At 74.2% G+C, this 22,682-nt stretch carries 17 protein-coding genes and 4 tRNA genes; 15 read left to right on the forward strand and 6 right to left on the reverse strand.

What is annotated here, in order from left to right; all coding sequences use genetic code 11:
* The first annotated feature begins 41 nt into the window (after window positions 1-41).
* Both HNR61_RS17975 and HNR61_RS17980 read left to right on the forward strand, forming a co-directional pair.
* Complete coding sequence (locus tag HNR61_RS17975) at window positions 42-1,340, forward strand: COG1361 family protein (protein WP_182844292.1); 1,299 nt, start codon at window positions 42-44, stop codon at window positions 1,338-1,340.
* 97 nt (window positions 1,341-1,437) lie between these two features.
* Window positions 1,438-2,367 carry an LLM class F420-dependent oxidoreductase gene (locus HNR61_RS17980; protein WP_182844293.1) on the forward strand — a complete coding sequence of 310 codons (930 nt, stop codon included), beginning with the start codon at window positions 1,438-1,440 and terminating at the stop codon, window positions 2,365-2,367.
* 174 nt (window positions 2,368-2,541) lie between these two features.
* Here the strand turns inward: HNR61_RS17980 and HNR61_RS17985 are convergent, their stop codons facing one another.
* Window positions 2,542-3,396, reverse strand: coding sequence for a TIGR02452 family protein (locus tag HNR61_RS17985; protein ID WP_182844294.1), 855 nt, complete (start codon window positions 3,394-3,396; stop codon window positions 2,542-2,544).
* A gap of 105 nt (window positions 3,397-3,501) precedes the next feature.
* On the opposite strand from HNR61_RS17985, the gene HNR61_RS17990 reads away from it, so the two are divergent.
* Genes HNR61_RS17990 through HNR61_RS18000 form a run of 3 tightly spaced genes read left to right on the forward strand, consistent with a single transcriptional unit; the run spans window position 3,502 to window position 8,775 of the window.
* Entirely contained in the window at window positions 3,502-4,710 is a 1,209-nt protein-coding gene (locus HNR61_RS17990; protein ID WP_246442995.1) for a DUF3152 domain-containing protein, read from the forward strand.
* 58 nt (window positions 4,711-4,768) lie between these two features.
* The gene (locus HNR61_RS17995) at window positions 4,769-6,223 is read left to right on the forward strand and encodes a 3' terminal RNA ribose 2'-O-methyltransferase Hen1 (protein WP_182844295.1); all 1,455 of its coding nucleotides are present in this window, start codon (window positions 4,769-4,771) and stop codon (window positions 6,221-6,223) included.
* Window positions 6,220-8,775, forward strand: coding sequence for a polynucleotide kinase-phosphatase (locus tag HNR61_RS18000; protein WP_182844296.1), 2,556 nt, complete (start codon window positions 6,220-6,222; stop codon window positions 8,773-8,775). Before HNR61_RS17995 ends, HNR61_RS18000 begins: the two co-directional genes overlap by 4 nt.
* Window positions 8,776-8,826: 51 nt before the next feature.
* Here HNR61_RS18000 and HNR61_RS18005 read toward each other — a convergent pair whose 3' ends face one another.
* The 4 genes from HNR61_RS18005 to HNR61_RS18020 all read right to left on the reverse strand — a co-directional run bounded on the left by HNR61_RS18005 (window position 8,827) and on the right by HNR61_RS18020 (window position 14,740).
* Window positions 8,827-9,099 carry a TFIIB-type zinc ribbon-containing protein gene (locus HNR61_RS18005; protein WP_067831966.1) on the reverse strand — a complete coding sequence of 91 codons (273 nt, stop codon included), beginning with the start codon at window positions 9,097-9,099 and terminating at the stop codon, window positions 8,827-8,829.
* Window positions 9,100-9,178: 79 nt separating this feature from the next.
* On the reverse strand, window positions 9,179-10,105 hold the full coding sequence (locus HNR61_RS18010; protein ID WP_312897950.1) for a phosphotransferase family protein: 927 nt from the start codon (window positions 10,103-10,105) through the stop codon (window positions 9,179-9,181).
* Between the two features lie 12 nt (window positions 10,106-10,117).
* Window positions 10,118-12,742, reverse strand: a complete 2,625-nt coding sequence (locus HNR61_RS18015; RefSeq protein ID WP_182844298.1) for a PQQ-dependent sugar dehydrogenase — start codon at window positions 12,740-12,742, stop codon at window positions 10,118-10,120.
* 297 nt (window positions 12,743-13,039) lie between these two features.
* Window positions 13,040-14,740, reverse strand: a complete 1,701-nt coding sequence (locus HNR61_RS18020; protein WP_182844299.1) for an AMP-binding protein — start codon at window positions 14,738-14,740, stop codon at window positions 13,040-13,042.
* A gap of 81 nt (window positions 14,741-14,821) precedes the next feature.
* Here HNR61_RS18020 and HNR61_RS18025 point away from each other — a divergent pair, with 81 nt between their 5' ends.
* From HNR61_RS18025 to HNR61_RS18060, 8 genes are all read left to right on the forward strand, one after another.
* Complete coding sequence (locus tag HNR61_RS18025; RefSeq protein WP_182844300.1) at window positions 14,822-15,370, forward strand: NUDIX domain-containing protein; 549 nt, start codon at window positions 14,822-14,824, stop codon at window positions 15,368-15,370.
* Between the two features lie 94 nt (window positions 15,371-15,464).
* Window positions 15,465-16,769 carry a phytase gene (locus HNR61_RS49950; protein WP_312897951.1) on the forward strand — a complete coding sequence of 435 codons (1,305 nt, stop codon included), beginning with the start codon at window positions 15,465-15,467 and terminating at the stop codon, window positions 16,767-16,769.
* A gap of 101 nt (window positions 16,770-16,870) precedes the next feature.
* Window positions 16,871-17,113 (forward strand): sigma factor-like helix-turn-helix DNA-binding protein, encoded by a 243-nt coding sequence (locus tag HNR61_RS18035; RefSeq protein ID WP_312897952.1) that lies wholly within the window; start codon window positions 16,871-16,873, stop codon window positions 17,111-17,113.
* Between the two features lie 318 nt (window positions 17,114-17,431).
* Window positions 17,432-17,517 (forward strand) — tRNA-Ser (locus HNR61_RS18040).
* Window positions 17,518-17,521: 4 nt separating this feature from the next.
* Window positions 17,522-17,594: transfer RNA gene (locus HNR61_RS18045), tRNA-Met, on the forward strand.
* Window positions 17,595-17,630: 36 nt separating this feature from the next.
* Window positions 17,631-17,703: transfer RNA gene (locus HNR61_RS18050), tRNA-Arg, on the forward strand.
* 2 nt (window positions 17,704-17,705) lie between these two features.
* A tRNA-His gene (locus HNR61_RS18055) sits at window positions 17,706-17,778 on the forward strand.
* A 162-nt stretch (window positions 17,779-17,940) separates the two neighbouring features.
* Window positions 17,941-19,761, forward strand: coding sequence for a glycoside hydrolase family 3 protein (locus tag HNR61_RS18060; RefSeq protein ID WP_182844301.1), 1,821 nt, complete (start codon window positions 17,941-17,943; stop codon window positions 19,759-19,761).
* Here HNR61_RS18060 and HNR61_RS18065 read toward each other — a convergent pair.
* Window positions 19,742-20,647, reverse strand: coding sequence for a Rossmann-fold NAD(P)-binding domain-containing protein (locus HNR61_RS18065; protein ID WP_182844302.1), 906 nt, complete (start codon window positions 20,645-20,647; stop codon window positions 19,742-19,744). The two genes, HNR61_RS18060 and HNR61_RS18065, sit on opposite strands and share 20 nt — an antisense overlap.
* A gap of 71 nt (window positions 20,648-20,718) precedes the next feature.
* Between HNR61_RS18065 and HNR61_RS18070 the strand changes: the two genes are divergently transcribed.
* On the forward strand, window positions 20,719-21,669 hold the full coding sequence (locus HNR61_RS18070) for a GlxA family transcriptional regulator (RefSeq protein ID WP_182844303.1): 951 nt from the start codon (window positions 20,719-20,721) through the stop codon (window positions 21,667-21,669).
* Between the two features lie 5 nt (window positions 21,670-21,674).
* The gene (locus HNR61_RS18075; protein ID WP_182844304.1) at window positions 21,675-22,652 is read left to right on the forward strand and encodes an endonuclease/exonuclease/phosphatase family protein; all 978 of its coding nucleotides are present in this window, start codon (window positions 21,675-21,677) and stop codon (window positions 22,650-22,652) included.
* Window positions 22,653-22,682: the final 30 nt, after the last annotated feature.

Here is a 22,682-nt window from a genome sequence, read left to right on the forward strand (position 1 = left end):
GAGACGGTCATGAAGTCCGGCCGGCTCACGGGGGAGCAGCAATGATCCACAAGCACCACGGACGCCCCGGCGGGGGGTGGGGCGTCAGGGGACTGGCCGTGCTGGCGGCCGCTCCGCTGCTCGGGGTCGTCCCGCTGCCCGGCGCGGGGGCGCCGGCGAGCGCCGACGGGCCCGTCCAGGTCCGCGACCGCCGCGACCACCAGCCCGCCGAGCACCGCTCCGGCAAGGGCCGCGCCAAGAAGCGCACCAAACCCGGCAAGGCGGGCCACCCCGTCCGGGCCGTCAGGGGCGCGCGGTCGCGCGCCGCCACGGTCCGGCTCGACACCGCGGGACCGGGCGTCCCGCTGGTGCCCGGACGCGTCTACACCTGGCCGTTCTCGGTGACGGGGAAGGGCCCGTCGAGGAACGCCCCGGCGACGCTCACCGCCGAGCTGCCGCGCTCGCTGGAGTTCGTGTCCGGCACGCGGGACTGCTCCTACGTCCCCGCGTCCGGCGACGCCATGGGCCGGGTGGTCTGCGAGCTCGGCGCGGTGCGGTCCGGCGAGACCGAGAAGGGCGCGCTCACCGCGAAGGTCGCCAAGAACGCCCAGCCGGGCAACCACGTCGTCGGCACCGCCTCGGTGTCGTGGGCCGGGGCGCGGGCGTCCCGGGCGTTCCCGGCCGCCACCGTGGCCGACATCGCCGACGTGTCGGTGGCCGGACGGGCCCCGGCGGTGATCCGGCCCGGCGAGGCGATCCCGTACACGATCGAGGTGCGCAACGAGGGCCCCTCGCCCGCCCGGCAGGTGACCGTCACCTCCGAGATGCCCGCCGAGATCGCCGACCGCGACGGCGCCTGCACCGCGACGGGCCGCCGGCTCGTGTGCGCGGTCGACCGGCTGTCGGCGGGCGGGACCAGGACCTTCCACGCCCGGGTCCGGCCGCGCCAGCGGCCCCGGCCCGGCACCGTCCTGGAGGCCCCCTCGCGGGTCGCGACCACGACCGCCGAACTGAACCTGGACAACAACCGGGCCACCGCCCGCACCAAGGTGCTGCGGCCCCAGCTGACCCCGGTGAGCCGCCCGCTGGTGACGCCGGAGCGCGCGCGGCCCGGCGCGGCCCCGGACCGGCGGTCCACGGCCAAGGTCCGGCGGGCCGGCGTCCCGGCCGGCCCGGCCCGGCCGGCCGAGCCGTCCGCGCCGTCCGCGGGGGGCACGGCGCCCGCGCCGACCCGGACGCTGCGGGAGCTGCCGCGCACCGGCGCGGAGACCGGCGTCATGCTCGACCTGTCCCTCGCTCTGGTCGGCACCGGCCTGATCCTGACCCGTCTCGGCCGCGCCCGCCGCCGCGAACAGGACTGAGCGGGGCGCGCCGCCGGACGGGCGGCGACCACGGGGCCCGGCGGCGCGCGCCGGGCCCCGTTTTCCGTGAGGTGAGCAGGGGTAGCAGGATGGGACCATGCGTCTTCGGATCTTCACCGAGCCCCAGCAGGGGGCCACCTACGACACGCTGCTGTCCGTCGCCAGGGCCACCGAGGACCTCGGCTTCGACGCCTTCTACCGTTCCGACCACTACCTGAAGATGGGCGACGTCACGGGCGAGCCCGGCCCGACCGACGCCTGGATCACCCTCGCCGGGCTGGCCCGCGAGACCCGGCGGATCCGCCTCGGCACGCTGATGACGGCCGCGACGTTCCGGCTGCCGGGCCCGCTGGCCATCGCCGTCGCGCAGGTCGACCAGATGAGCGGCGGCCGGGTGGACTTCGGCGTCGGCACCGGCTGGTTCGAGGAGGAGCACACCGCCTACGGCATCCCGTTCCCCGGCCTGAACGAGCGGTTCGAGAAGCTGGAGGAGCAGCTCCAGATCATCACCGGACTGTGGCGGGCCCCCGCCGGCGAGACGTTCGACTTCGAGGGCGCGCACTACCGGCTCAGGGAGTCCCCGGCGCTGCCCAAGCCGGTCACCGCCGACGGCCCGCCCGTCCTCATCGGCGGCTTCGGGGCCAAGCGCACCCCGCGGCTGGCGGCGACCTACGCCGACGAGTACAACGTGCCGTTCCACAAGCCCGACGACACCGCCGCCGCGTTCGGCCGGGTCCGCGCCGCCTGCGAGGCGCAGGACCGCACGCGGCCGATGGTGTACTCGGCGGCGCAGGTGGTGTGCTGCGGCCGCGACGAGGCCGAGGTGCGCCGCCGCGCCGACGCGATCGGCCGCGAGGTGCCCGAGCTGCGCGAGAACGGCCTGGCCGGGACCCCGCAGGAGCTCGTCGACAAGATCGGCCGGTTCGCCGAGCTGGGCGCCGGCACGCTCTACCTCCAGGTCCTCGACCTGTCGGACCTGGACCACCTGGAACTGATCGCCACGGAGGTCATGGCGAAGCTGTCCTGACCCGGCGCGACGGCCCGGACCGCGCACCGGTCCGGGCCGCTCCGCGCCGGGCGGCCCCGCCCTCCGGCCGCCCGGGCGCCACGCCACGATCGTCCCAAGGGCCGATGGGCCGACCGGCGGTGATGGGGAACGCTCCGGGCGCCCTCCCGGCCCGTTCACGCGCGGCGCCGCGTCCTACGGGGTGGAGAGCCCCGCGAACGCCTCCTCGAACGCCACCTGGCGCGGCGCGCCCGGCGCGGTGTCCCACACCGCGAACACCACGTGCGCGAACCGCCCGTCGAACTCCGCGCCCGGCCGCAGCAGACCGGCGAACGTCCCCGCCACCTCGGCCGGGTCGTTGCGGAACACCCCGCAGCCCCACGCGCCCAGCACCAGGCGGCGGTGCCCGCGCGCCACGGCCACCGCCAGCAGCCTGCGGGCGCGCTCGCGCAGCACCTCGGGGACGCGCGCGGCCTGCTCGGGACGGCGGATCGCCCCCCGGTTGGGCGCGGGCGAGGTCAGGAACGCGACCCGGTACGGCTCCTCCAGCAGCGCCCCGGAGTCGTCCCGGAACACCGGCACGCCGGGGGAGTAGATCATGTGGTCGCTGTAGAGCAGGTCGCCCTGGGCCCGGTGGAAGTCGTAGTACTCGCGGGCCGCCAGCAGCGACGCGTACAGGCCCGAGGACCGGGCCAGGCCCTCCTCCTGGGCGTGGGCGCCGTTGAGGAACCCGCCGCCGGGGTTCTTGGCGGAGGCGAAGTTCAGCACGAACGGCATGCCGCCGTCCGCCGGGCCGTCCGCGCACAGCCGCCGCGCGGCGGCCAGGGTCGTCTCGCCGGTCACCTCCAGCCGGGTCGACACGCCCGGGATGGACGGCGACCGGGACAGCAGGGCGTCGAGTTCGGCGGGACGGTACAGGACGGTGTTCCGTACGCAGTCCGTGACCTGGTCGGCGAGGCGCACCTCCCGGCCCGAGGGCGCGCGATACCCGCCCTCGTCGAGGATCCGGACGGTCTGCTGGGCGACGGCGCGCCGGGGATGTCTGCTCATGACGTTACGGATTGTCATGGTTTGTCCGACAACTTCGCCACCACTTTTCGGGCGTCGGCGGGTCCGGACTCATGGGATTTGATCATAAAGCCCCGGATATCTGGCATGCTGGCGAGCGCCATGCAGCCCGAACGTCCCCGCGCGGGCCGCCGTCGCCGGAACGCCTCCGGCCGACGGGACGCGCCTCCCCCCGCCCCCGCCGATCGCGCGCCGACCGGCCACGAACCGACCGGTTACGAGCCCTCCGGTTACGAGGCTCCCGGTTACGGAGCCCCCGACCACGGGGCTCCCGACCACGGGGCTCCCGACCACGGGGCTCCCGGCCGCGGGGCCCCCGGCCCCGCCTACCCCGGATACCCGCCGGACCCCGCCTCCCCACCGGACGCCGGGTACCCGCCGGACCCCGGATATCCGCCGGACGGGTACGGGCCCGACGGGCACGGACCGGCGCGGCGGGCGCAGGACGACCCCTTCGGGGTGACCTCCAAGCACGGCATGGGCGGCGACCTGGACCGCGCCTTCGAGGGCGCGCGCCGGGAACGGGCCAAACAGGTCGTGGTGACCGTGCTCGCCGTGACGACCGTGGTGGCGATCGGCGGCGCGGGCTTCGCGGTGTGGGCGACCTCGGGCGCCGCGCCCCTGCCGCCGGGCGCCCCCACCGACGCCGGGCCGTCCGGCTCCCCCTCCGGCGACGCCCACCACCCGCCGAGCGAGCCGCCCGTGGCCCCGACCCGGCAGCCGGTGTACATCCCGGAGCGGGGCAGCGGGAAGTTCACCCGGCCGATCGGCGGCGGACGCGTGTTCGGGCGCGGCAAGCTGATGCGGTACATGGTCCAGGTCGAGGGCGGCCTGCGGCAGAACCCGGTGACGTTCACCCAGGAGGTGGACCGGGTGCTGGCCCACCGCCAGGGCTGGACGGCGGGGGGCAAGTGGGCGTTCCAGCGGGTCTCGGCCCCTCCCTACGACTTCGTGGTGCGGCTGGCCTCGCCCGGCACGACCGACAAGCTGTGCGGCGCCTACGGCCTGACCACCGAGGGGAAGGTCAACTGCAGCGCGGGCAAGCAGGTCGTGGTGAACCTGCGCCGCTGGCTGCTGCTGACCACCTACTACGCGGGCCAGCCCAGGCAGTACCACGCGCTGGTCATCAACCACGAGGTCGGCCACCGGCTCGGCGTCAAGCACATGACCTGCGCCGGGAAGGGGCGCCTCGCGCCGGTGATGATGCAGCAGATCTACGGGCTGAAGGGCTGCCGGATCAACGGCTGGCCGTACGACGCGCGCGGCCGGTTCGTCAGCGGCCCGGTCGTTCCGTGAGCGTTCGCGGCGGAAAAACCGGTGCGGGGGCGAGAGCCCGTTCTGTCATCCTTGACCGGTGCTTCTGACCCTCACCACGACCCTGGAACCGGCCACGGACCTGGGTTTCCTGCTGCACAAACACCCCGACCGGGTGCAGCGGTTCGACCAGGCGTACGGCGCGGCCCACGTCTTCTACCCGGAGGCGGACCGGGCGCGCTGCACGGCGGCGCTGCTGCTGGACGTCGATCCGGTCAGGCTGGTGCGCACGCGCGGTAGGAACAGCCCGGACTTCTCCCTCGGCCAGTACGTCAACGACCGCCCCTACGCGGCGTCGTCGCTGCTGGCCTCGGCGATGGCGGGCGTGTTCCGGACGGCGATGCGCGGGCGCTGCGACGCCCGCCCCGAGCTGGCGGCGTCCCCGATCCCGCTGGAGATCACGCTGCCCGCGCTGCCCGCGCGCGGCGGCCCCGCCCAGGTGGAACGGTTCTTCGCCCCCCTCGGCTGGCGGGTCGCCGCGACGCCGGTGCCGCTGGACCCGGCGTTCCCCGCCTGGGGCGACTCCCGGTACGTCACGCTCACGCTGACCGGCGAGCGGCGCCTGTCCGACGCGCTCAACCAGCTGTACGTGCTGCTGCCCGTCCTGGACGACGCCAAGCACTACTGGATGGCGCCCGACGAGGTGGACAAGCTGATCCGCGCGGGGGAGGGCTGGCTCGCCTCCCACCCCGACCGGGCCGCGATCACCCGCCGCTACCTGGCGAACCGGCGCGCCCTGGTGCGCACCGCCCTCGGCCGCCTCGCCGACTCCGACGACTCCCCCGAGGACGCCCTCGACCGGCACGACATCGAGGAGGAGGCCCCGGCCACCGAACCGGCGGCCACCGATGCGGCCTCCGAGCAGGCCGGGGAGCCCGAGGTCGCCGCCGCGACGCCGCTGGCCGAACGCCGCATCCAGGCCGTCGCCGAGGAGCTGCGCCGCGCCGACGCCCGCCGCGTCATCGACCTCGGCGCCGGCTCGGGCAAGCTGGTGGCGCGCCTGCTCCAGGACGCGTTCTTCACCGAGGTGACCGGCGCGGACGTGTCCTACCGCGCCGTCGAGGCCGCCGAGCGCCGGCTGCGCCGGCACCTCCGGCCGCACCGCGACGCCGAACGCGCCGCGGGCGTCTTCCAGGCGTCGCTGACCTACGCCGACGACCGCTTCCACGGCTACGACGCCGCCGTGCTCATGGAGGTCGTCGAGCACGTCGACCCGCCGCGCCTCGGCGCGGTCGAGCACGTGGTGTTCGGCGACGCCCGCCCGCGCGTGGTGATCGTGACGACCCCGAACGTCGAGCACAACGTGCGCTACGAGGGCCTGGCGCCCGGCGCGATGCGCCACTCCGACCACCGTTTCGAATGGACCCGCGCCGAGTTCCGCGCGTGGGCCGACCGCGTCGCCGCCGAGCACGGCTACCGGGTCCGCCACGTACCCGTCGGCGACGACGACCCCGAGGTCGGACCGCCGACGCAGATGGGGGTGTTCACACGATGAGCCGTGAGCTCAGGCTGCCCGAGATGGGGCTGGTCGTGCTGGTCGGCGTGTCGGGGTCCGGCAAGTCGCACTTCGCGCGCAGGCACTTCGCGCCCACGCAGGTGGTGTCGTCGGACTACTGCCGCGCGGTGGTCGCCGACGACGAGAACGACCAGTCCGCGACCGGCGACGCGTTCGACCTGCTGCACTACATCGTCCGCAAGCGGCTGCGGCGCGGGCTGCTGACCGTCGTGGACGCCACCAACGTGCAGCCGCGCTCCCGCCAGGCCCTGGCGCGGATCGCCAAGGAGCACGACGTGCTGTCGGCGGCGATCGTGCTGGACGTCCCCGAGCACGTCGCCGCCGAACGCACCCGGGCCCGCCCCGACCGCGACCTGCCCGACCACGTCATCCCCCGGCAGCGCCGGGAGCTGCGGCGCGGGATGCGCGAGCTGCACCGCGAGTTCAAGCGCGTGCACGTGCTGGAGGGCGTCGAGGAGATCGACGCGGCGACCGTCGTGTACGAGAAGGCGTGGAACGACAAGCGGGAGCTGACCGGGCCGTTCGACGTCATCGGCGACGTCCACGGCTGCCGCGCCGAGCTGGAGGACCTGCTGCGCGACCTCGGCTACGAGATCGGCCACGACGCGCTCGGCCGTCCGGTCGGGGCCACCCACCCCGGCGGGCGCACCGCGGTGTTCGTCGGCGACCTGGTGGACCGGGGCCCCGACACCCCCGGCGTGCTGCGGCTGGTCATGGGCATGGTGCGCGACGGCGACGCCCTGTGCGTGTCCGGCAACCACGAGAACAAGCTGGTGCGGGCCCTGCGCGGCCGCAAGGTCCGGGTCGCGCACGGCCTGGCCGAGTCGCTGGAGCAGCTCGCCGCCGAGCCCGAGGGGTTCCGCGCCGAGGCGATGGCGTTCATGGACGGCCTCATCAGCCACTACATGCTCGACGGCGGGAACCTGGTCGTCGCGCACGCCGGGCTCAAGGAGGAGTACCACGGGCGCGCCTCGGGCCGCGTCCGGTCGTTCGCGCTGTACGGCGACACCACCGGCGAGACCGACGAGTACGGGCTGCCGGTGCGGTACCCGTGGGCGCGCGACTACCGGGGCGGGGCGCTGGTGGTGTACGGGCACACGCCCGTCCCGCGCGCGGAGTTCATCAACAACACGATCTGCCTGGACACCGGCGTGGTGTTCGGCGGGAAGCTCACCGCGCTCCGCTACCCCGAACGCGAGATCGTCTCCACGCCCGCCCGGCGGGTCTGGTACGAGCCGGTCCGGCCGCTGGAGGCCCGGCCGGCCGCGGGCGACGGGCGGCGCGCCTCCGGCGTGCTGAAGTTCGCCGACGTCATGGAGGTCGGGGGCGTCGAGACCCGCCTGATGGGCCGGGTGTCGGTCCGCGAGGAGAACGCCCTGGCCGCGCTGGAGGTCATGAGCCGCTTCGCGGTCGACCCGCGCTGGCTGGTGTACCTGCCGCCGACCATGGCCCCGGCCGCGACCTCCGCGCTGCCCGGCTATCTGGAGCACCCGGCCGAGGCGCTGGAGGACTACCGGAAGGCGGGCCTGAGCAGGGTGGTCTGCCAGGAGAAGCACATGGGCTCGCGCGCGGTGGTCGTCGTCGCGCGGGACGCCGGGGTCGCCGCCGGGCGCTTCGACGTCACCGACGGCTCCCTCGGCGCGGTCTACACCCGCACCGGCCGCGCGTTCTTCCGCGACCCCGCCCTGACCGCGGCGGTCCTGGACCGGGTCCGGGCCGCCGTCGGCGCGGCCGGGCTGTGGGAGGAGCTGGACACCGGCTGGCTGGCGCTGGACACCGAGCTGCTGCCCTGGTCGGCCAAGGCCATGGATTTGATCCGCACCCAGTACGCGGCGACCGGGGCGGCCGCCCGCGCCGCGCTGCCGGCGGCCTCCGCCGCGCTGGCCGGGGCCGCCGCACGCGGGCTGGACGTCGCCGGGCTGCGCGAGCGCGTGGACCGGCGGGCCGCCAACGCGGCGCTGTTCCGCGACGCCTACGCGCGGTACTGCTGGGAGGTGGACGGCCTGGACGGCATCCGGCTGGCGCCGTTCCAGGTCCTGGCGGGCCAGGGCACCGCCTGGGCCGCCGCGCGCGACCACGGCTGGCACATGGAGATCGCCGGACGCCTGGCGGGCGCCGACTCCTCGGGGCTGCTCCAGCGCACGGCGTTCCAGGTGGTGGACCTGGCGTCGCCGGAGTCCGAGAAGGCCGTGACCGGGTGGTGGGAGGAGCGCACCGCCGCCGGGGGCGAGGGCATGGTCGTCAAGCCGCTCGGCCCGTTGCCCGAGGACCACAAGGTCCAGCCGGGCATCAAGTGCCGGGGCCGGGAGTACCTGCGGATCATCTACGGCCCGGACTACACCGAGCCGGCGAACCTGGACCGGCTGCGCGGCCGTTCGCTGGGACGCAAGCGCTCCCTGGCCATGCGCGAGCACGCGCTGGGGGCCGAGGCGCTGGACCGGCTGGCCGCCGGGGAGCCGCTGTGGCGGGTCCACCAGGCGGTGTTCGCGGTCCTGGCGCTGGAGTCCGAGCCGGTGGACCCGCGCCTGTGACGCGCGCGTGCGCGGGGCCGGGCTCTCCGGAAGGCCCCGCGCACGTCGCGGTCAGGTCGAGAACAGCATGTGGAACACGCCGCCGCCGTGGTACGGGCGGTGGTGGTGGACCGGCGCGCCGTGGTGGTGGTGCACCTGGACCGGGGGCGTGCCCGCCGCCGGCGGCGGGGCCGCGGCCCAGCCCGGGCCCTGGGCCTCCAGACGGCTCAGCGCCTCCAGCTCCCCGTAGTCGAGGAAGATGCCCCGGCAGTTGTCACATTGCTCGATGTGGACGCCGCTGCGGGTGTAGGTCCGCATGACGCCACGACACTTAGGGCAGTGCATCGCTTTGTCGTCCTTCCGTGTGGAATCCCCAGGTAGAGGCTAAATGTAGGGCAGACGTCGCCGCACGTCATGCTGGGCGTCACGTCGGGCCGGTGTTCACCGCCACCATCCTGGAGATCCTCGTGCAGGCGTCGACCAGGGCCGTCTCGGCCTCGTCGAGCGGGCGATCCGTCCCCCGCGCCGATATGACGCACGTGGCGGCGATTTGGATCGCCAAAGTTCGGGCCGGAATGTCCAGCCGTGCCCACGGGTCGCCCAGCAGCGGCACCGCCGGGCCCCCGGCGGCCCGGTAGGAGGTCAGGAACGCCGTCCAGTCCGCCGGGCGCAGCACCCCCGCCGAGTACAGCGCGGCGGGCCGGGCCAGGTCCCAGACCGGGTCGCCGCGCCCCAGGTCCTCCACGTCGATGAACCGCCAGGACCCGTCCGGGAGCCGCACCATCTGCCCCAGGTGCCAGTCGCCGTGGATCAGATGCTCCCCGGCCGGTTCCGGGTCGGGGGATCCCTCGCGGATCCAGGCCGGGAGGGTGGCGAACGCCCGCCGCACCTCCCCGGCCGCCGGGCCGTCCGGGAGGCGTTCCACCAGGCGCGCCACCCGGGTCGGGCGGCCCCAGCCCGGCGCGTCCGGCGGGACGGGCCGCCGGTGCAGGCCGGCCAGCAGCCGCGCGGCGGCCTCCCAGGGAAGATCATCGGGGCGGACGGGCTCGCCGAACGCCGTGACGGTGACGGTGCGTTCGCCGAAACCGCCGGTCACGCGCAGCGGCGGCCCCAGCGGCGCGGCGAACAGCTCCGGCAGGTCCCCGGCGAGCGCGACCCGCCGCCCCAGGTCCGGGTCGTCGCCCCGGTCGGCCTGGTGCGCCTTGACCACCACGCCGCCCACCCGCACGACCAGCACCCCGTGCCGGTCGTAGAGCGGCTCGGGGGGAGGCGTCCCGCCGGGACCGGCGCGTTCGCGGCCGATCCCGGCGAGCAGGTCGAAAAGCTCAGGCTGGGAGATGTCGGGAGACACCGGCCCAGTCAATCACCTCTCGTAGACCTCCATCTCCCACAGCGAGTAGCCGTAGCTGGACCTGACGCGCTGGGTGCCGTACATCCGCACCCAGCGGGCGTCGGCCGGGGTGAAGCCCACCCAGTCGTATTTGCCGTTGCCGTTGGTGCGGCTGTGCACGGTGGTCCACCGGCCGCCGCCGGTGGAGATCTGGACCCGGTAGGCCTTGCCGTAGGCGGTCTCCCAGTTCAGCAGCACGAACCCGACCTTGCGCACCGAGCCGAGGTCCACCTCGATCCACTGGGGGTCGCTGTGCCTGCTGGCCCAGCGGGTGGTGGCGCTGCCGTCGAACGCCTTGGGACCCTCGCGCCCGGTGGCCTCGACGCTGGAGACCTTGGACCCCCTGTCCCGCGCCAGGTTGGTCATCTTCCGGTAGGTGGCCGTCAGCGTCACGTCCTGGGTGGGCGTGATGTTGTGCGCCGACGCGCCGCCGTCGGACCAGCCCACGAACTCGTAGGGGACGTCCCCGAGCATGACCCGCTGGGTCGGCGCGGCGATCGACACCGTCGAACCGGTGATCACCGAGCTGTCGAACGGCGCGGCCCTCGTCGTCTCGAACAGCGTCAGCGGCACGCCCGCCGGGCTGCTCCGCAACGTCACCCTGGTGACCTTGGGGTGCAGCTCGACGCTCCGGGTGCCGGTCAGCCCGTCGGCGTCCCGGGCGGTGACCTTCAGCTCGATCCACGAAGGGTTCTCGTGGTCGGGCGCGGTGAACTCGCCGGTCGCGCCGTTCTGCCCGGTGATCGTGTGGGTGTGGCAGTTGCTCGGGCAGTGGTGCATGATGATCTCCCATTCCAGGGAGTCGCCGGTCAGCGCGCCGTCCTCGGCGTCGGTGGCCTCGGCCGCGAACTCCACCCGGTCGCCGACCGCCCACCTCAGGTCCGTCCCCGGCTTGGTGATCCGGACGGTCGGCGGGGTGGACCCGGCGGTGATCACCAGGGTGGTGGTGTCGGTGGCGCCGCGCGTGTCGGTGACCCGCAGCCCCACCGTGTAGCGGCCCTTGGCGGTGTAGGTGTGGGTCGGCTTGGCGGCGGTGGAGTCGTCGTAGGCTCCGTCGCCGTCCAGGTCCCAGGCGTAGGTGAGCGGGGTGTTGCCGTCGGCGTCGCTGGAGGTGGACCCGTCGAACCGCACCGCCAGCGGCAGGTTCCCGCTGGTCACGTCCGACTTGATCGCCGCGACGGGCGGGTTGTTGACGCCGTGGTAGGTGTAGCGCACGACCGCGCCGCCGATGACGTCCACGGCGAAGATGTCGCCGTTCGGCCCGGCCTGGAGGTCGACGATCCCGCGGGAGCCGGTCGCGAACGTGGAGATCTTCGTCTTGTCCGGCACCCCGTTCGTGCCGGGCTTCATCACCCACACGCACTTGCGGGCGTAGTCGGTGAAGAACAGCGCGCCCCGGTAGTCCCTGGGGTAGACCGTGCCGGAGTAGAACGCCATGCCGCTGGTGGAGGAGCTGCCGGTGCCGCACGCCTCACCCGAGACGATCTTGTTGGCGTGGTTGTAGACGAAGTGCGGCGCGGTGATCGAGCCCGATCCCGCCCGGTAGAGGTTCTCGCAGACCGTGAGGTTGGCGGCGTCGTAGCCCTTGGTGCGGCCGTTGCCCTCGTAGCAGGGCCAGCCGAAGTTGCGGACCTTCCGGGTCGGGTCCGGGTGCCGGTTGACCTCCTCCCAGGTGGTCCAGCCGACGTCGCCCGCCCAGATCTCGTCGTTGCCGGGCCGCAGCGTGAACCGGTAGGGGTTGCGCAGGCCGAAGGCCACGATCCGCCGGGCGTTGTCGTCGCCGGAGGTCGCGGGGTTGCCCGCGGCGGCCTTGCCGGTGTCGGGGTTGATCCGGATGATCGTCCCGTCCAGCGTCGTGGGGTCCCTGGTGGTGCGCAGGTCCTGGGCGCGCAGCGCGCCGCCCTCGGCCGACGGGGCCTTCAGGCCGGTCCCGGCCCTGCCGGGCGGGTCGCCGCAGGCGTTGTTCTTCTGGCCCCAGTCGGCGTAGCCGAAGCTCGCCCCGTCACCGCCGCTGGCGTACAGCGCCCCGTCCCGGCCGAACGCCAGCGTGCCCACCGAGTGGCTGGAGAACTGCTGGCACCAGTCCTCCAGCAGCACCTTCTCGGTCACCGGCCCGGCCTCGGCGCGGGTGGCCAGCGCCCCCGCCGCCGGGCTGGCCTGGCTCAGCACCGAGATGCGGCCCGCCACGACGCAGCCGGCGTTGTTGGCGCCGGGCGGGTCGGGGCAGTTGTCGTTGGACCCGTCGGGGGAGGGCCACTTCGGGTAGGGGCCGCCGAGCGGGCCGTTGTAGGTGTACATCACGTACACCCGCGGGTCCACGGGGAACTTCGGGTGCAGCGCCATGCCGAGCATGCCGCGGTCCCAGCCGTTGAACACCTGCCGGCGCAGGTCCGCGTAGATCTCCGGCGTGGTGTCGGTGAGCGAGGAGTAGAGCTTGATGATCCCGCTCTTCTCCGCGACGAACACCCGGCCGTCCGGGGCGAACCGCACCGCCGTGGGCCGGGTCAGGCCGGAGATGACGGCCTTCTCCTGGAAGTTGGCCGGGAGCGCCGCGGCGGCGGGCCGCGGCCAGGCGACCACCGCGATCAGCGTGGCCATGAGCGACAGTACGACGAGAACGGCTGCCGAACGGCGCGGTCCCCCGACCGCGAACCCCGTTGACGGACGTCCCCCCAGCAGAGCGTGAGAGGGCATGGTCCACCTCTTCGTCCGAGACCCCTGGCGGGACGGAGGCGAAAAGTCCCACCTGAGCGCAGAATGAAGCACTTCGACAGGGAGTGAACCTTCTGGACCGCTTGTGGTCATCAGGACAACGGGCCGCGCGTTCGCGGCGTCGTCCCCTTGGGTGGGCGTCGAAAAGCGGGAGGAACCGGGGCGTCGCGGACGCGTTTCATCTCACGGCACGGGCGGGCGCTCCCGCTCGCGCAGCCGCCGGCGCAGGACCTTGCCGAGGACGCCGCGGGGCAGCTCCGCGCACGGGCGGAACTCCGCCGGCACCTTGTAGTGCGACAGGTACCGCTCGCAGTGGCGGCGCAGCTCGTCGGCCGAGAACGGGTAGGCCGGGTGCTCCACGACGTGGGCGATCACGCGTTCGCCGCGCCGGGGGTCGGGCACCCCCACCACCGCGCAGTCGATCACGGCGGGATGGCGGCGCAGCACCTCCTCCACCTCGCCGGGGAACACGCTGAACCCGCTCACCTTGATCAGGTCGCGGCGGCGGTCCAGGATCGAGAAGAACCCGTCCTCGCCCATCACCGCGATGTCCCCGGTGCGCAGCCAGCCCTTCGACAGCACCCGCGCGGTCTCCAGCGGCCGGTTCCAGTACCCGGCGAACACCTGCGGGCCGCGCACCACCAGCTCGCCCGGCTGGCCCGGCGGCAGCAGCCGGGTCGGCTCCCGCGGATCGACGACCACCGCGTCGGTCAGCGGCAGCGGCACGCCGACGGTGAGGTTGCGGGCGTCGGCGGTCAGCGGGTTGGCGGTGACGGCCGGGGACGCCTCGGTCAGGCCGTAGCACTGGATCAGCCGGTGGCCGCCGAGGGACTCCAGGCGTTCCACGGTGCGCTGCTCCAGGGGGTAGGTGCCGCAGACGAACACCCGGACCGGGCGCAGGAGGCGGGGCTTCATCCCCGGCGCGTCCAGCACCTCGTCGTACAGCAGCGGCACGCCCGGAAAGATCGTCGGCCGGTACCGCCGGATCGCCCGCACGGTCCGCCTCTGGTGGAACCGGGGCAGCAGCACCACCGCCCCGCCCGTCATCGCGGGCGCGACCAGGCTGCTGGTCAGCCCGAACGCGTGGAACAGCGGCAGCACGGCCAGCGTGACGTCCTTCGGGCCGCTGGCGCTGTCCCAGGAGTTCTGCTGGACGGCGTTGGCGACCAGGTTGCGGTGGGTGAGCATCACCCCCTTGGGGCGGCCCTCGGTGCCGCCGGTGTAGAGGATGACGGCCAGGTGCCGCGCCGGGTCCAGCGGGTACTGCCGCACCCCGCGGCGCGGGGGCCGCTGCATCTCGGCGAACGGCACCACGTCGGCGTTGCGGATCTCGGCGGTCAGCGCGCGGCGCATGCGCTGCGCCTGGAGCAGCGGCAGCCGCAACGCCAGCCGGGCCCGCAGCGGCAGGTAGTCCAGCAGCGAGGTGACCACCACCTGCTCCAGCGGCAGCCGGTCGCGGATCGCGGCCACCGTCGGATGGGAACGGTCCAGGACCACCGCGACGCGCGCGCCGCAGTCGGCGAGCTGGTGGTGCATCTCCTCCGCGGTGCACAGCGGGTTGACCGGCACCGCGATGGCGCCGCGCCGCCAGACGCCGAAGAACGCGATGACGGCCTGCGGGCAGTTCGGCAGCACCAGCGCCACCCGGTCGCCGGGCTGCACGCCGAGCCGGTGCAGCCCGGCGGCGAACCGTTCGGCGGCCCGGTGCAGTCCCCGGTAGGTGAGGCGGCGGCCGAAGTAGTGCAGCGCCGGCCGGCGGGGGTGGCGCGCGGCCGAGTCGTCCAGCAGCCCGGTGACCGGGACGTCGGGTACGTCAGGTCGCGTGGGAACGGTCGGGGGATACCACTTGGTCCACGGCAGGGGGCGACGTGACGAGGGCCACATACCCGGCGATTCAATCATCAAAGCGGCGCCGATGCCCGCCGCCGGCGGCCGGATCCCGGGGGCTGGCTAGGGTGGTGGCCCATGAGCGATTTCCGTCGGGTGTCGTCCCGCGTGGTCTACGAGAACCGTTGGATGGCCGTCCGCGAGGACGAGTTCGAACGCCCCGACGGCTCGCGCGGCGTCTACGGCGTGGTCGACAAGCCGGACTTCGCGCTGGTCATCCCGTTCGAGAACGACGGCTTCCACCTGGTCGAGGAGTACCGCTACCCGGTCGGCCGCCGCGCGTGGAACTTCCCGCAGGGCTCGCTGCCCGACCGCGCCGCCGGCGCCCCCGAGGAACTGGCCCGGCGCGAGCTGGCCGAGGAGACGGGGCTGCGCGCGGGCACGCTGACGCGCCTCGGCACCCTGCACGCCTCGCACGGGACCAGCAACCAGCACGTCCACGTCTTCCTGGCGACGGACCTGACGCCGGGGGAGCCGTCCCGCGAGCCGGAGGAGCAGGACATGCGGCAGGCGTTCGTGTCCCGCGACGAGTTCAGGAAGCTGGTCCGCGAGGGCGTGATCGCCGACGACTCCACGGTCGCCGCCTACACCCTGCTGCTCCTGCACGAGGAGGGCCTCGCCCGGTGACGGGCCGGGGGCGACAGGGGCGTTAACGGGATGACAACCGAACCGTTGCCTCCAGGGCCCTCGGACGTTATCGGCCCGCTCCACGATCGCTCGCGTGATCCCGACATTCGTGACAGACAGGGCCCGCTGGCCGCTCGCGACGGCCGGGGCGGTGCTCGCGGCGACCGCCGTGGCCGTCCCCGCCCACGCCTCCGCGCCCCTGCCCGCCCTCACCCCCAGGGCCGAGACGCCCCCGCTCCACGACGACGAGGCGGGCGGTAACTCCGACGCCGACGACCCCGCCATCTGGCGGAACGACGCCGACCCCGACCGCAGCCTGGTGATCGCCGCCGTCAAGGAGGGCGGGCTGCGCGTCTACGACTTGGACGCCCGCCCGGTGCAGTCGGTCGCCCCGCCGCCCGCCCCCGGCCCGGACGACGCGCCCGGCCGGTTCAACAACGTCGACCTGGTGCACGGCCTGCGCCTCGGACCGTCCCGCGCCGACGTCGCGGTGACCAGCGACCGCGGCCACGACCGGCTGCGGATCCACCGGATCGACCCGGCGCGCCCCGGCGGCCCGCTGACCGACGTCACCGACCCGGCCGCCCCGCGCGTGTTCTCCGCGGACCAGGACGAGGTCAACGAGCAGGCCACCGCCTACGGCCTGGCCACCTGGACCGACCGGGCGACCGGCCGTTCCTACGCCCTGGTCAGCCGCCGCAACCGCACCGCCGTCGCGCTGCTGGAGCTGACCGGGACGGCCACCGGCTCGGTGACCTACCGCAAGGTGCGGACCCTGGAGCTGCCGTCGGCGTTCCGGCTGCCCAACGGCGCCACCTGGACCCCGTGCGCCGAACCGGGCGAGCTGCCCCAGGTGGAGGGCATGGTGGTGGACCCCGCCAACGGCATGCTCTACGCCGGGCAGGAGGACGTCGGCGTGTGGCGCGTGCGCGCCGACCTCACCGGGACCCCGAAGCTGCTGGACAGGGTCCGCGAGTTCGGCGTCCCCGGCGAGTACGACGAGGAGACCGAGGAGTGCGTCCCGGGCCCCGACCCCGGCTACGGCGGCACGCGGCTGTCGGCCGACGTGGAGGGCCTGACCCTGCTGGCCGAACCCGGCGGCGACGGCCACGTGCTGGTCTCCAGCCAGGGCGACGACACCTTCGCCGCCTACGACCGCGAGCTGGACGAGGGCAACGAGTACGAGGGCGGCTTCCGCGTCACCGCCGCCTCCACGACCCTCGACGGCTCCGAGGAGTGCGACGGCGCGGCCGCCCTCGACAAGCCCCTCGGCAGGCGCTACCCCCACGGCCTGCTGGTCGTCCAGGACGGCCGGGAGACCCCCGCCGCCCCCGACCGGGAGGCCACCGGCTTCAAGTTCGTCGACCTGGCCAAGGTCCGCAAGGCCCTGGACGACTGAGGGCACACCGCCGGCACCGCGGCTTTCGCGGGGCCTTAGCGGTTCCTTAAGCGGGCCCTAAACGGGTGTTCGCGTGGGACGGGCGGTGCGAGGTTCGTCCCGTGGCACTGCGAGAGAAGACCAACGGGCTCGGTTCCGGCGTCGTCGCGGAGCGGGCGGTGATGGTGCGGGCGCTGCGGGCACTGCCGGCGGCGCACCGGGAGATCCTCGACGAGACCCTGTTCCGGCGGCGGAGCGTCAACGAGGCCGCCGCCGCGCTCGGCGTCCCCGTCGAGACGGTCAAGGTCCGCGTCTACCACGCGCTGCGCGCCCTGCGGATCGCGCTGGACACCCCCCGGCCCTGAACCGGGGAACGGCGCGGACGAAACCGGTTCCGGTGACCGGGCAGGGGGGCCGCCCGCGCCCCGCGGCCCTTTGTCCGGGGCGTCGATTCCGCCGCTCCGAATAAAGGGTTGCGATCCGGGAACCCGTCGGGCAGAGTAAACGTCGTACAGAACAGCGGGACCAACGGAAGGGAGAGGGCGATGCGACGTCATCACCGAATGCGCAGCAGTAGCCGTCCCCACGGTCCCGGGAGGCGTGCCATGCGGTAGCGAACCGCACGGCCGAACGCCATCACCGCCCACGGACCTGGGGATCCGTCGGGCGGTTTCGTTTTCCCCGGAGGGTTGGCCGAGCGGTAAGGCAGCGGCTTGCTAAGCCGTCGTCAGGGTCACCCCCTGCGTGAGTTCGATTCTCACACCCTCCGCCGAGATGGATGGGAGCGCTGGTGTGCTCGACGGTCTCATAAACCGTAACAGGCAGGTTCGATTCCTGCATCCATCACGAATTGATGCTGACCTGTCAAAAACCGAATAGCAAGTCCCCGTGGCGTAGTGGATAACGCGTCGGACTACGAATCCGAAGATCGCAGGTTCGAATCCTGCCGGGGACACGGCGGCCGTGGTGTGGTGGTCTGCACGTCAGGTTGTGGTCCTGAAGGTCCACGGTTCGACTCCGGGCGGTCGCCCTTCGCGGCCCCGTCGGCATCCCCCTGCCCGGCGGGGCCGCGTGCCGTGCGCGGGACGGAAAGTGGGTCTTGCCGGGGGCGGGAGATCGACCTACGGTGCGTTTGTTGGTGGCGACAACCAATTGCGCCGGTTCGTGCGAGCTCCCACCCCGGAGGCGGATGATGCGCCGAACACGACCGTCCCGAGTCCTCACCCTCGCCCTGTCGTCCGTGCTGGCGTTCTCCGGAACGACCGTCGCGGCCGGGGCCGACACCGGCCGCGACCCCGTCAAGCGGCGGGTCGAGGCGTTGCTGAGGGGCATGACCCTCGACGAGAAGATCGGCCAGATGACCCAGGCCGAACGGGCGAACATCACGAACGAGGAGGTCACCCGCTACCGCATCGGCTCGATCCTGTCGGGCGGCGGCTCCACGCCCACCCCGAACACCCCGCAGGCGTGGGCCGACATGTACGACGGCTTCCAGCGCGCCGCGCTCGCCACCCCGAAGAGGATCCCGCTGGTCTACGGGGTGGACGCCGTGCACGGCCACAACAACGTCGTCGGCGCGACGATCTTCCCGCACAACATCGGGCTGGGCGCGACCCGCGATCCGCGCCTGGTGCGGCGGATCGGCCGCGCCACCGCCGAGGAGGTCGTGGGCACCGGTCCGACCTGGAGTTTCGCGCCGTGCCTGTGCGTGGCCCGCAACGACCGGTGGGGCCGCACCTACGAGTCGTTCGGTGAGATCCCCGAGCTGCCGACCCGCATGTCCACGGTCATCACCGGGCTGCAGGGCCGCCCGGGCGGGCCCGCGTCGGTGATGGCCACCGCCAAGCACTACGTCGGCGACGGCGGCACCACCGGCGGCAAGGACCAGGGCGACACCCAGGTGTCGGAGGCCGAGCTGCGCCGGATCCACCTGCCGCCCTACCGCGAGGCCGTGCGGCGCGGTGTCGGGTCGGTGATGGCGTCGTTCAGCTCGTGGAACGGCCTGAAGCTGCACGCCCACAAGTACCTGATCACCGATGTGCTCAAGCGCGAGCTGCGGTTCGACGGCTTCGTGGTCTCCGACTGGAACGGCATCGACCAGATCGACGGGCAGCCCGGCTTCACCGCCGAGGAGGTCCGCGCGGCCGTCAACGCGGGCATCGACATGTTCATGGTGCCGCAGGAGTGGCGGCGCTTCATCGAGACGCTGCGCGCCGAGGTGCAGGCCGGGCGCGTGCCGATGGCGCGCATCGACGACGCCAACCGCCGCATCCTCACCAAGAAGATCCAGTTCGGCCTGTTCGAGCGTCCCTTCGCCGACCGCCGGTACCTGGGGACGGTCGGCAGCGCCGAGCACCGGGCCCTCGCCCGCGAGGCCGTCGCCCGGTCCCAGGTCCTGCTGAAGAACGACCGGAACGTCCTGCCGCTCGACCGCCGGAACAACAAGATCTTCGTGGCGGGCAAGAGCGCCGACGACATCGGCATCCAGTCCGGCGGCTGGACGATCACCTGGCAGGGCTCGCCGGGGAACATCACGCCCGGCACGACGATCCTGCAGGGCATCCGGCAGACGGCCGGGCGCGGCACGACCGTGACCTACTCCAAGGACGGGACGGGCGTCGACCGTTCCTACAAGGCCGCCGTCGCGGTCGTCGGCGAGCTGCCCTACGCCGAGTTCGAGGGCGACCGGCCCGGCTCGATGGGGCTGGACGCGACCGACCTGGCCACGCTGGAGCGGCTGCGCGCCTCCGGCGTCCCGGTGGTCGTCGTGCTGGTCTCCGGCCGCCCGCTGGACATCGCCGCCGAGCTGCCGAAGTGGAACGCGCTGGTGGCGTCCTGGCTGCCGGGCACCGAGGGCCGCGGCGTCGCCGACGTGCTGTTCGGCGTCACGCGTCCCACCGGCAAGCTGCCGGTGACGTGGATGCGCAGCGCCGACCAGCAGCCCATCAACGTCGGCGACGGCAAGAAGCCGCTGTTCCCGTTCGGCTACGGCCTCACCTACCGCCGTCGCTGAGCGTCTCCGCCAGCACCTGGCCGGGCACGGTCGGCTTGACCCCGAAGGTCTCCTCGATCCGGGTCGAGTCGACCGTGAACGGCCGGTGCGACATGTACGAGGTCTCCCACAGCTCCTCCCAGAACGGGTCGGAGAGGGCGAGGAGGGTCAGCTCCCGGTCGGACATGGTCTCCAGCCGGGGCCGCGGGGCTCCGGCGAGGTCGGCCAGCGTGGTCGCCAGCTCGCGGACCGGGACGTTGCCGACCGGCGCGTGCCAGGCCCGCCCGAAGGCGCGCTCGTCGCGGGAGACCGCGACGAGCGCGGCGGCGGCGTCGCCGATCGCGGTGAACGCGTGCGGGACGTCGAACTCGGCCGGGACCAGCGCGAGCCGCCCGGCCAGCACCTTCGGGACCACCATCATGTTGAAGATCGAGTACGCGCCCGGCCCGTAGAACTGACCGGCGCGCACCTCGGTCACCGGGACGCCGCTGTCCAGGGCCTCCCGCCACATCCGCGCCCGCACCCTGCCCTTGGGGCCGGTGGCGTCCAGCGGGTGGTCCTCGGTGAGCGTCCCCTCGGGCGGCCCGTAGCCGTAGAGGTTGCCGAGCATGACGTAGTTCGCGCCGGTGCGGCGGGCGGCCTCCAGGATCGCGCCGAACAGCGGCGGGATCGTCTCCGGCCAGGTGTGGTAGGGCGGCATCGCCGCGTTGAACAGGGTCGCCGACCCCTCGGCGGCCTCGGTGAGCCGGTCGGCGTCGTTGGCGTCGAGCGCGATCCGCTCGACCAGGGGGTGGTCGGGGCCGTTCCCGCTCCGGCTCACCATGCGGACCCGGTCGCCGGACCCGGCCAGCAGCAGCGCGGTGGCGCGGGCGGTGGCGCCCGCGCCGACGATCGTGTGTGAGGTCATGTGCCCACCCTCGCGCCGGGCGGGGAGAATCGGCAGGGGAGAGATCGCCAACCGACCGGAGGATCGGGCCAATGCACCGCATCGTGTTCGTCGCAGTCCCGCCGGTGATGGCGTTCGACCTGGCCATCGCGCAGATGGTGCTCGGCGCGGCGGCCGTGGACGGCCGTCCCGGCTACGCGGTGCGGGTGTGCTCGGCCGAGCCGGGGCCCGTCGAGACCGTGGGCGGGCCGCCGCTGCTGACCGAACTCGGCCTGGACGCCGCGGCGGGCGCCGACACGGTCGTCGTGATCGGCGGCGGGGGACGCGAGGACGTCGACCCGCGCGTGCTGCGGACGGTCCGCGACGCGCACGCCGCCGGGCGGCGGGTGGCCGGGATCTGCACCGGGACGTTCGTCCTCGCGCGGGCGGGCGTGCTGGACGGCCGCCGCGCGACCACCCACTGGGGCCTGACCGGCGACCTGGCCCGCCGCTTCCCGGCCGTGCGGGTCGAGCCGGACGTCCTGTACGTCGCCGACGGCCCGGTCGTCACCTCCGCCGGGGCCGCCGCCGGCGTCGAGCTGTGCCTGCACCTGGTGCGCGAGGACCACGGCGCGGCCGTCGCGGCGGAGGCGGCGCGCGGCACGGTCGCCGCCCCGCCGCGCCCCGCCGACCAGCCCCAGACGGTCCGCACCCCGTTCCCGCCCGACCGCGACGCCTCCCTGGCCGCGACCCGCGCGTGGGCGCTGGAGCGGCTGGACGAGCCGCTGACCCTCGCCGTCCTGGCCGCGCACGCCAACATGAGCACCCGCACCCTGACCCGCCGCTTCCACGACGAGACCGGCCAGAGCCCGTTGCAGTGGCTGCTGCACCAGCGCCTGGCGCGCGCCCGCGAGCTGCTGGAGCGCACCGACCTGCCGATGGACCAGGTCGCGCGCCGCAGCGGCCTGGGCGGCGCCGACTCGCTGCGCGCGCACATGGTGCGCCGGCTCGGCGTGACACCCAGCGCCTACCGCGCCGGCCGCGCGGTGGCCGGTAGCGTGTGACGACCATGAGAGGGAAGCGGAACGGGCACGGCCGCCGCGGGGCGACCGTGCTGGTATGGATCATGGTGTTGCCGTTCGCCGCCTGGGCCGTGCTGCGGTGGACGGGGTACGAGCCCGGCTTCCGGTGGCGGCAGCTGGTGGCGTTCACCCCCTACGTGGCGGCGGCCGCGCCCGTGGTGCTCGTGGCGGCGCTGGCGCTGCGCCGCTGGCCCGCCGCCGTGGTCGCGGGCGCGGTGTCGGTCGCGCTGGCGGCGGCGGTGCTGCCGCGCGCGGTCGCCGACGACTCCCCGGGGGCGCGCGGCCCCGCCCTGCGCGTGCTGGCCGCCAACCTGCTGTACGGCCAGGTCCCCACCAAGAGCGTCATGGACCTGCTGCGCCGCACCGGGCCCGACGTGCTCACCCTCCAGGAGCTCACCCCGCAGGCCCTCGCCGACCTGCGGAACGCGGGCGTCGACGCGCTGTTCCCCCACAGGGTCCTGCACGCCCGCCACGGCGCGGGCGGCTCGGGGATCTACTCACGGTACCCGCTGCGCGGGCGCGGGCCGATCGACATCGGGTTCCTCCAGGCCCGCGCCGAGGTCCTGGTGCCCAAGGCCCCGCCGGTGGAGGTCGTCTCGGTCCACCCGTGCGCCCCGGCCGTCCCCGCCTCGGCGGACTGCTGGCGCAAGGGGCTGGCGGCCCTGCCCGGAGCCGAGCCCCGGGGGAGGCCGCGGATCCTGGCGGGCGACTTCAACGCCACCCTCGACCACGCCTACCTGCGGCGCCTGCTGGACACCGGCTACCGCGACGCCGCCGACGCGGCGGGGGAGGGTCTGCGCGGGACCTGGCCCAACATCGGGAAGTACAGCCGGACGACCCCGCGCGTGACCCTGGACCACGTCCTGGTGGACCCGCGCGTGGCCGTGCACGACTTCACCACCCACACCCTGCCGAAGACCGACCACTCGCCGGTCCAGGCCGACCTGGTCCTGCCCGCCCGCTGAGCCCTGCCCGCCCGCTGACCGGTGGCGAAC

The sequence above is a fragment of the Actinomadura kijaniata genome (assembly GCF_014138665.1).
GTDB classification, from domain to species: Bacteria; Actinomycetota; Actinomycetes; order Streptosporangiales; family Streptosporangiaceae; genus Spirillospora; species Spirillospora kijaniata.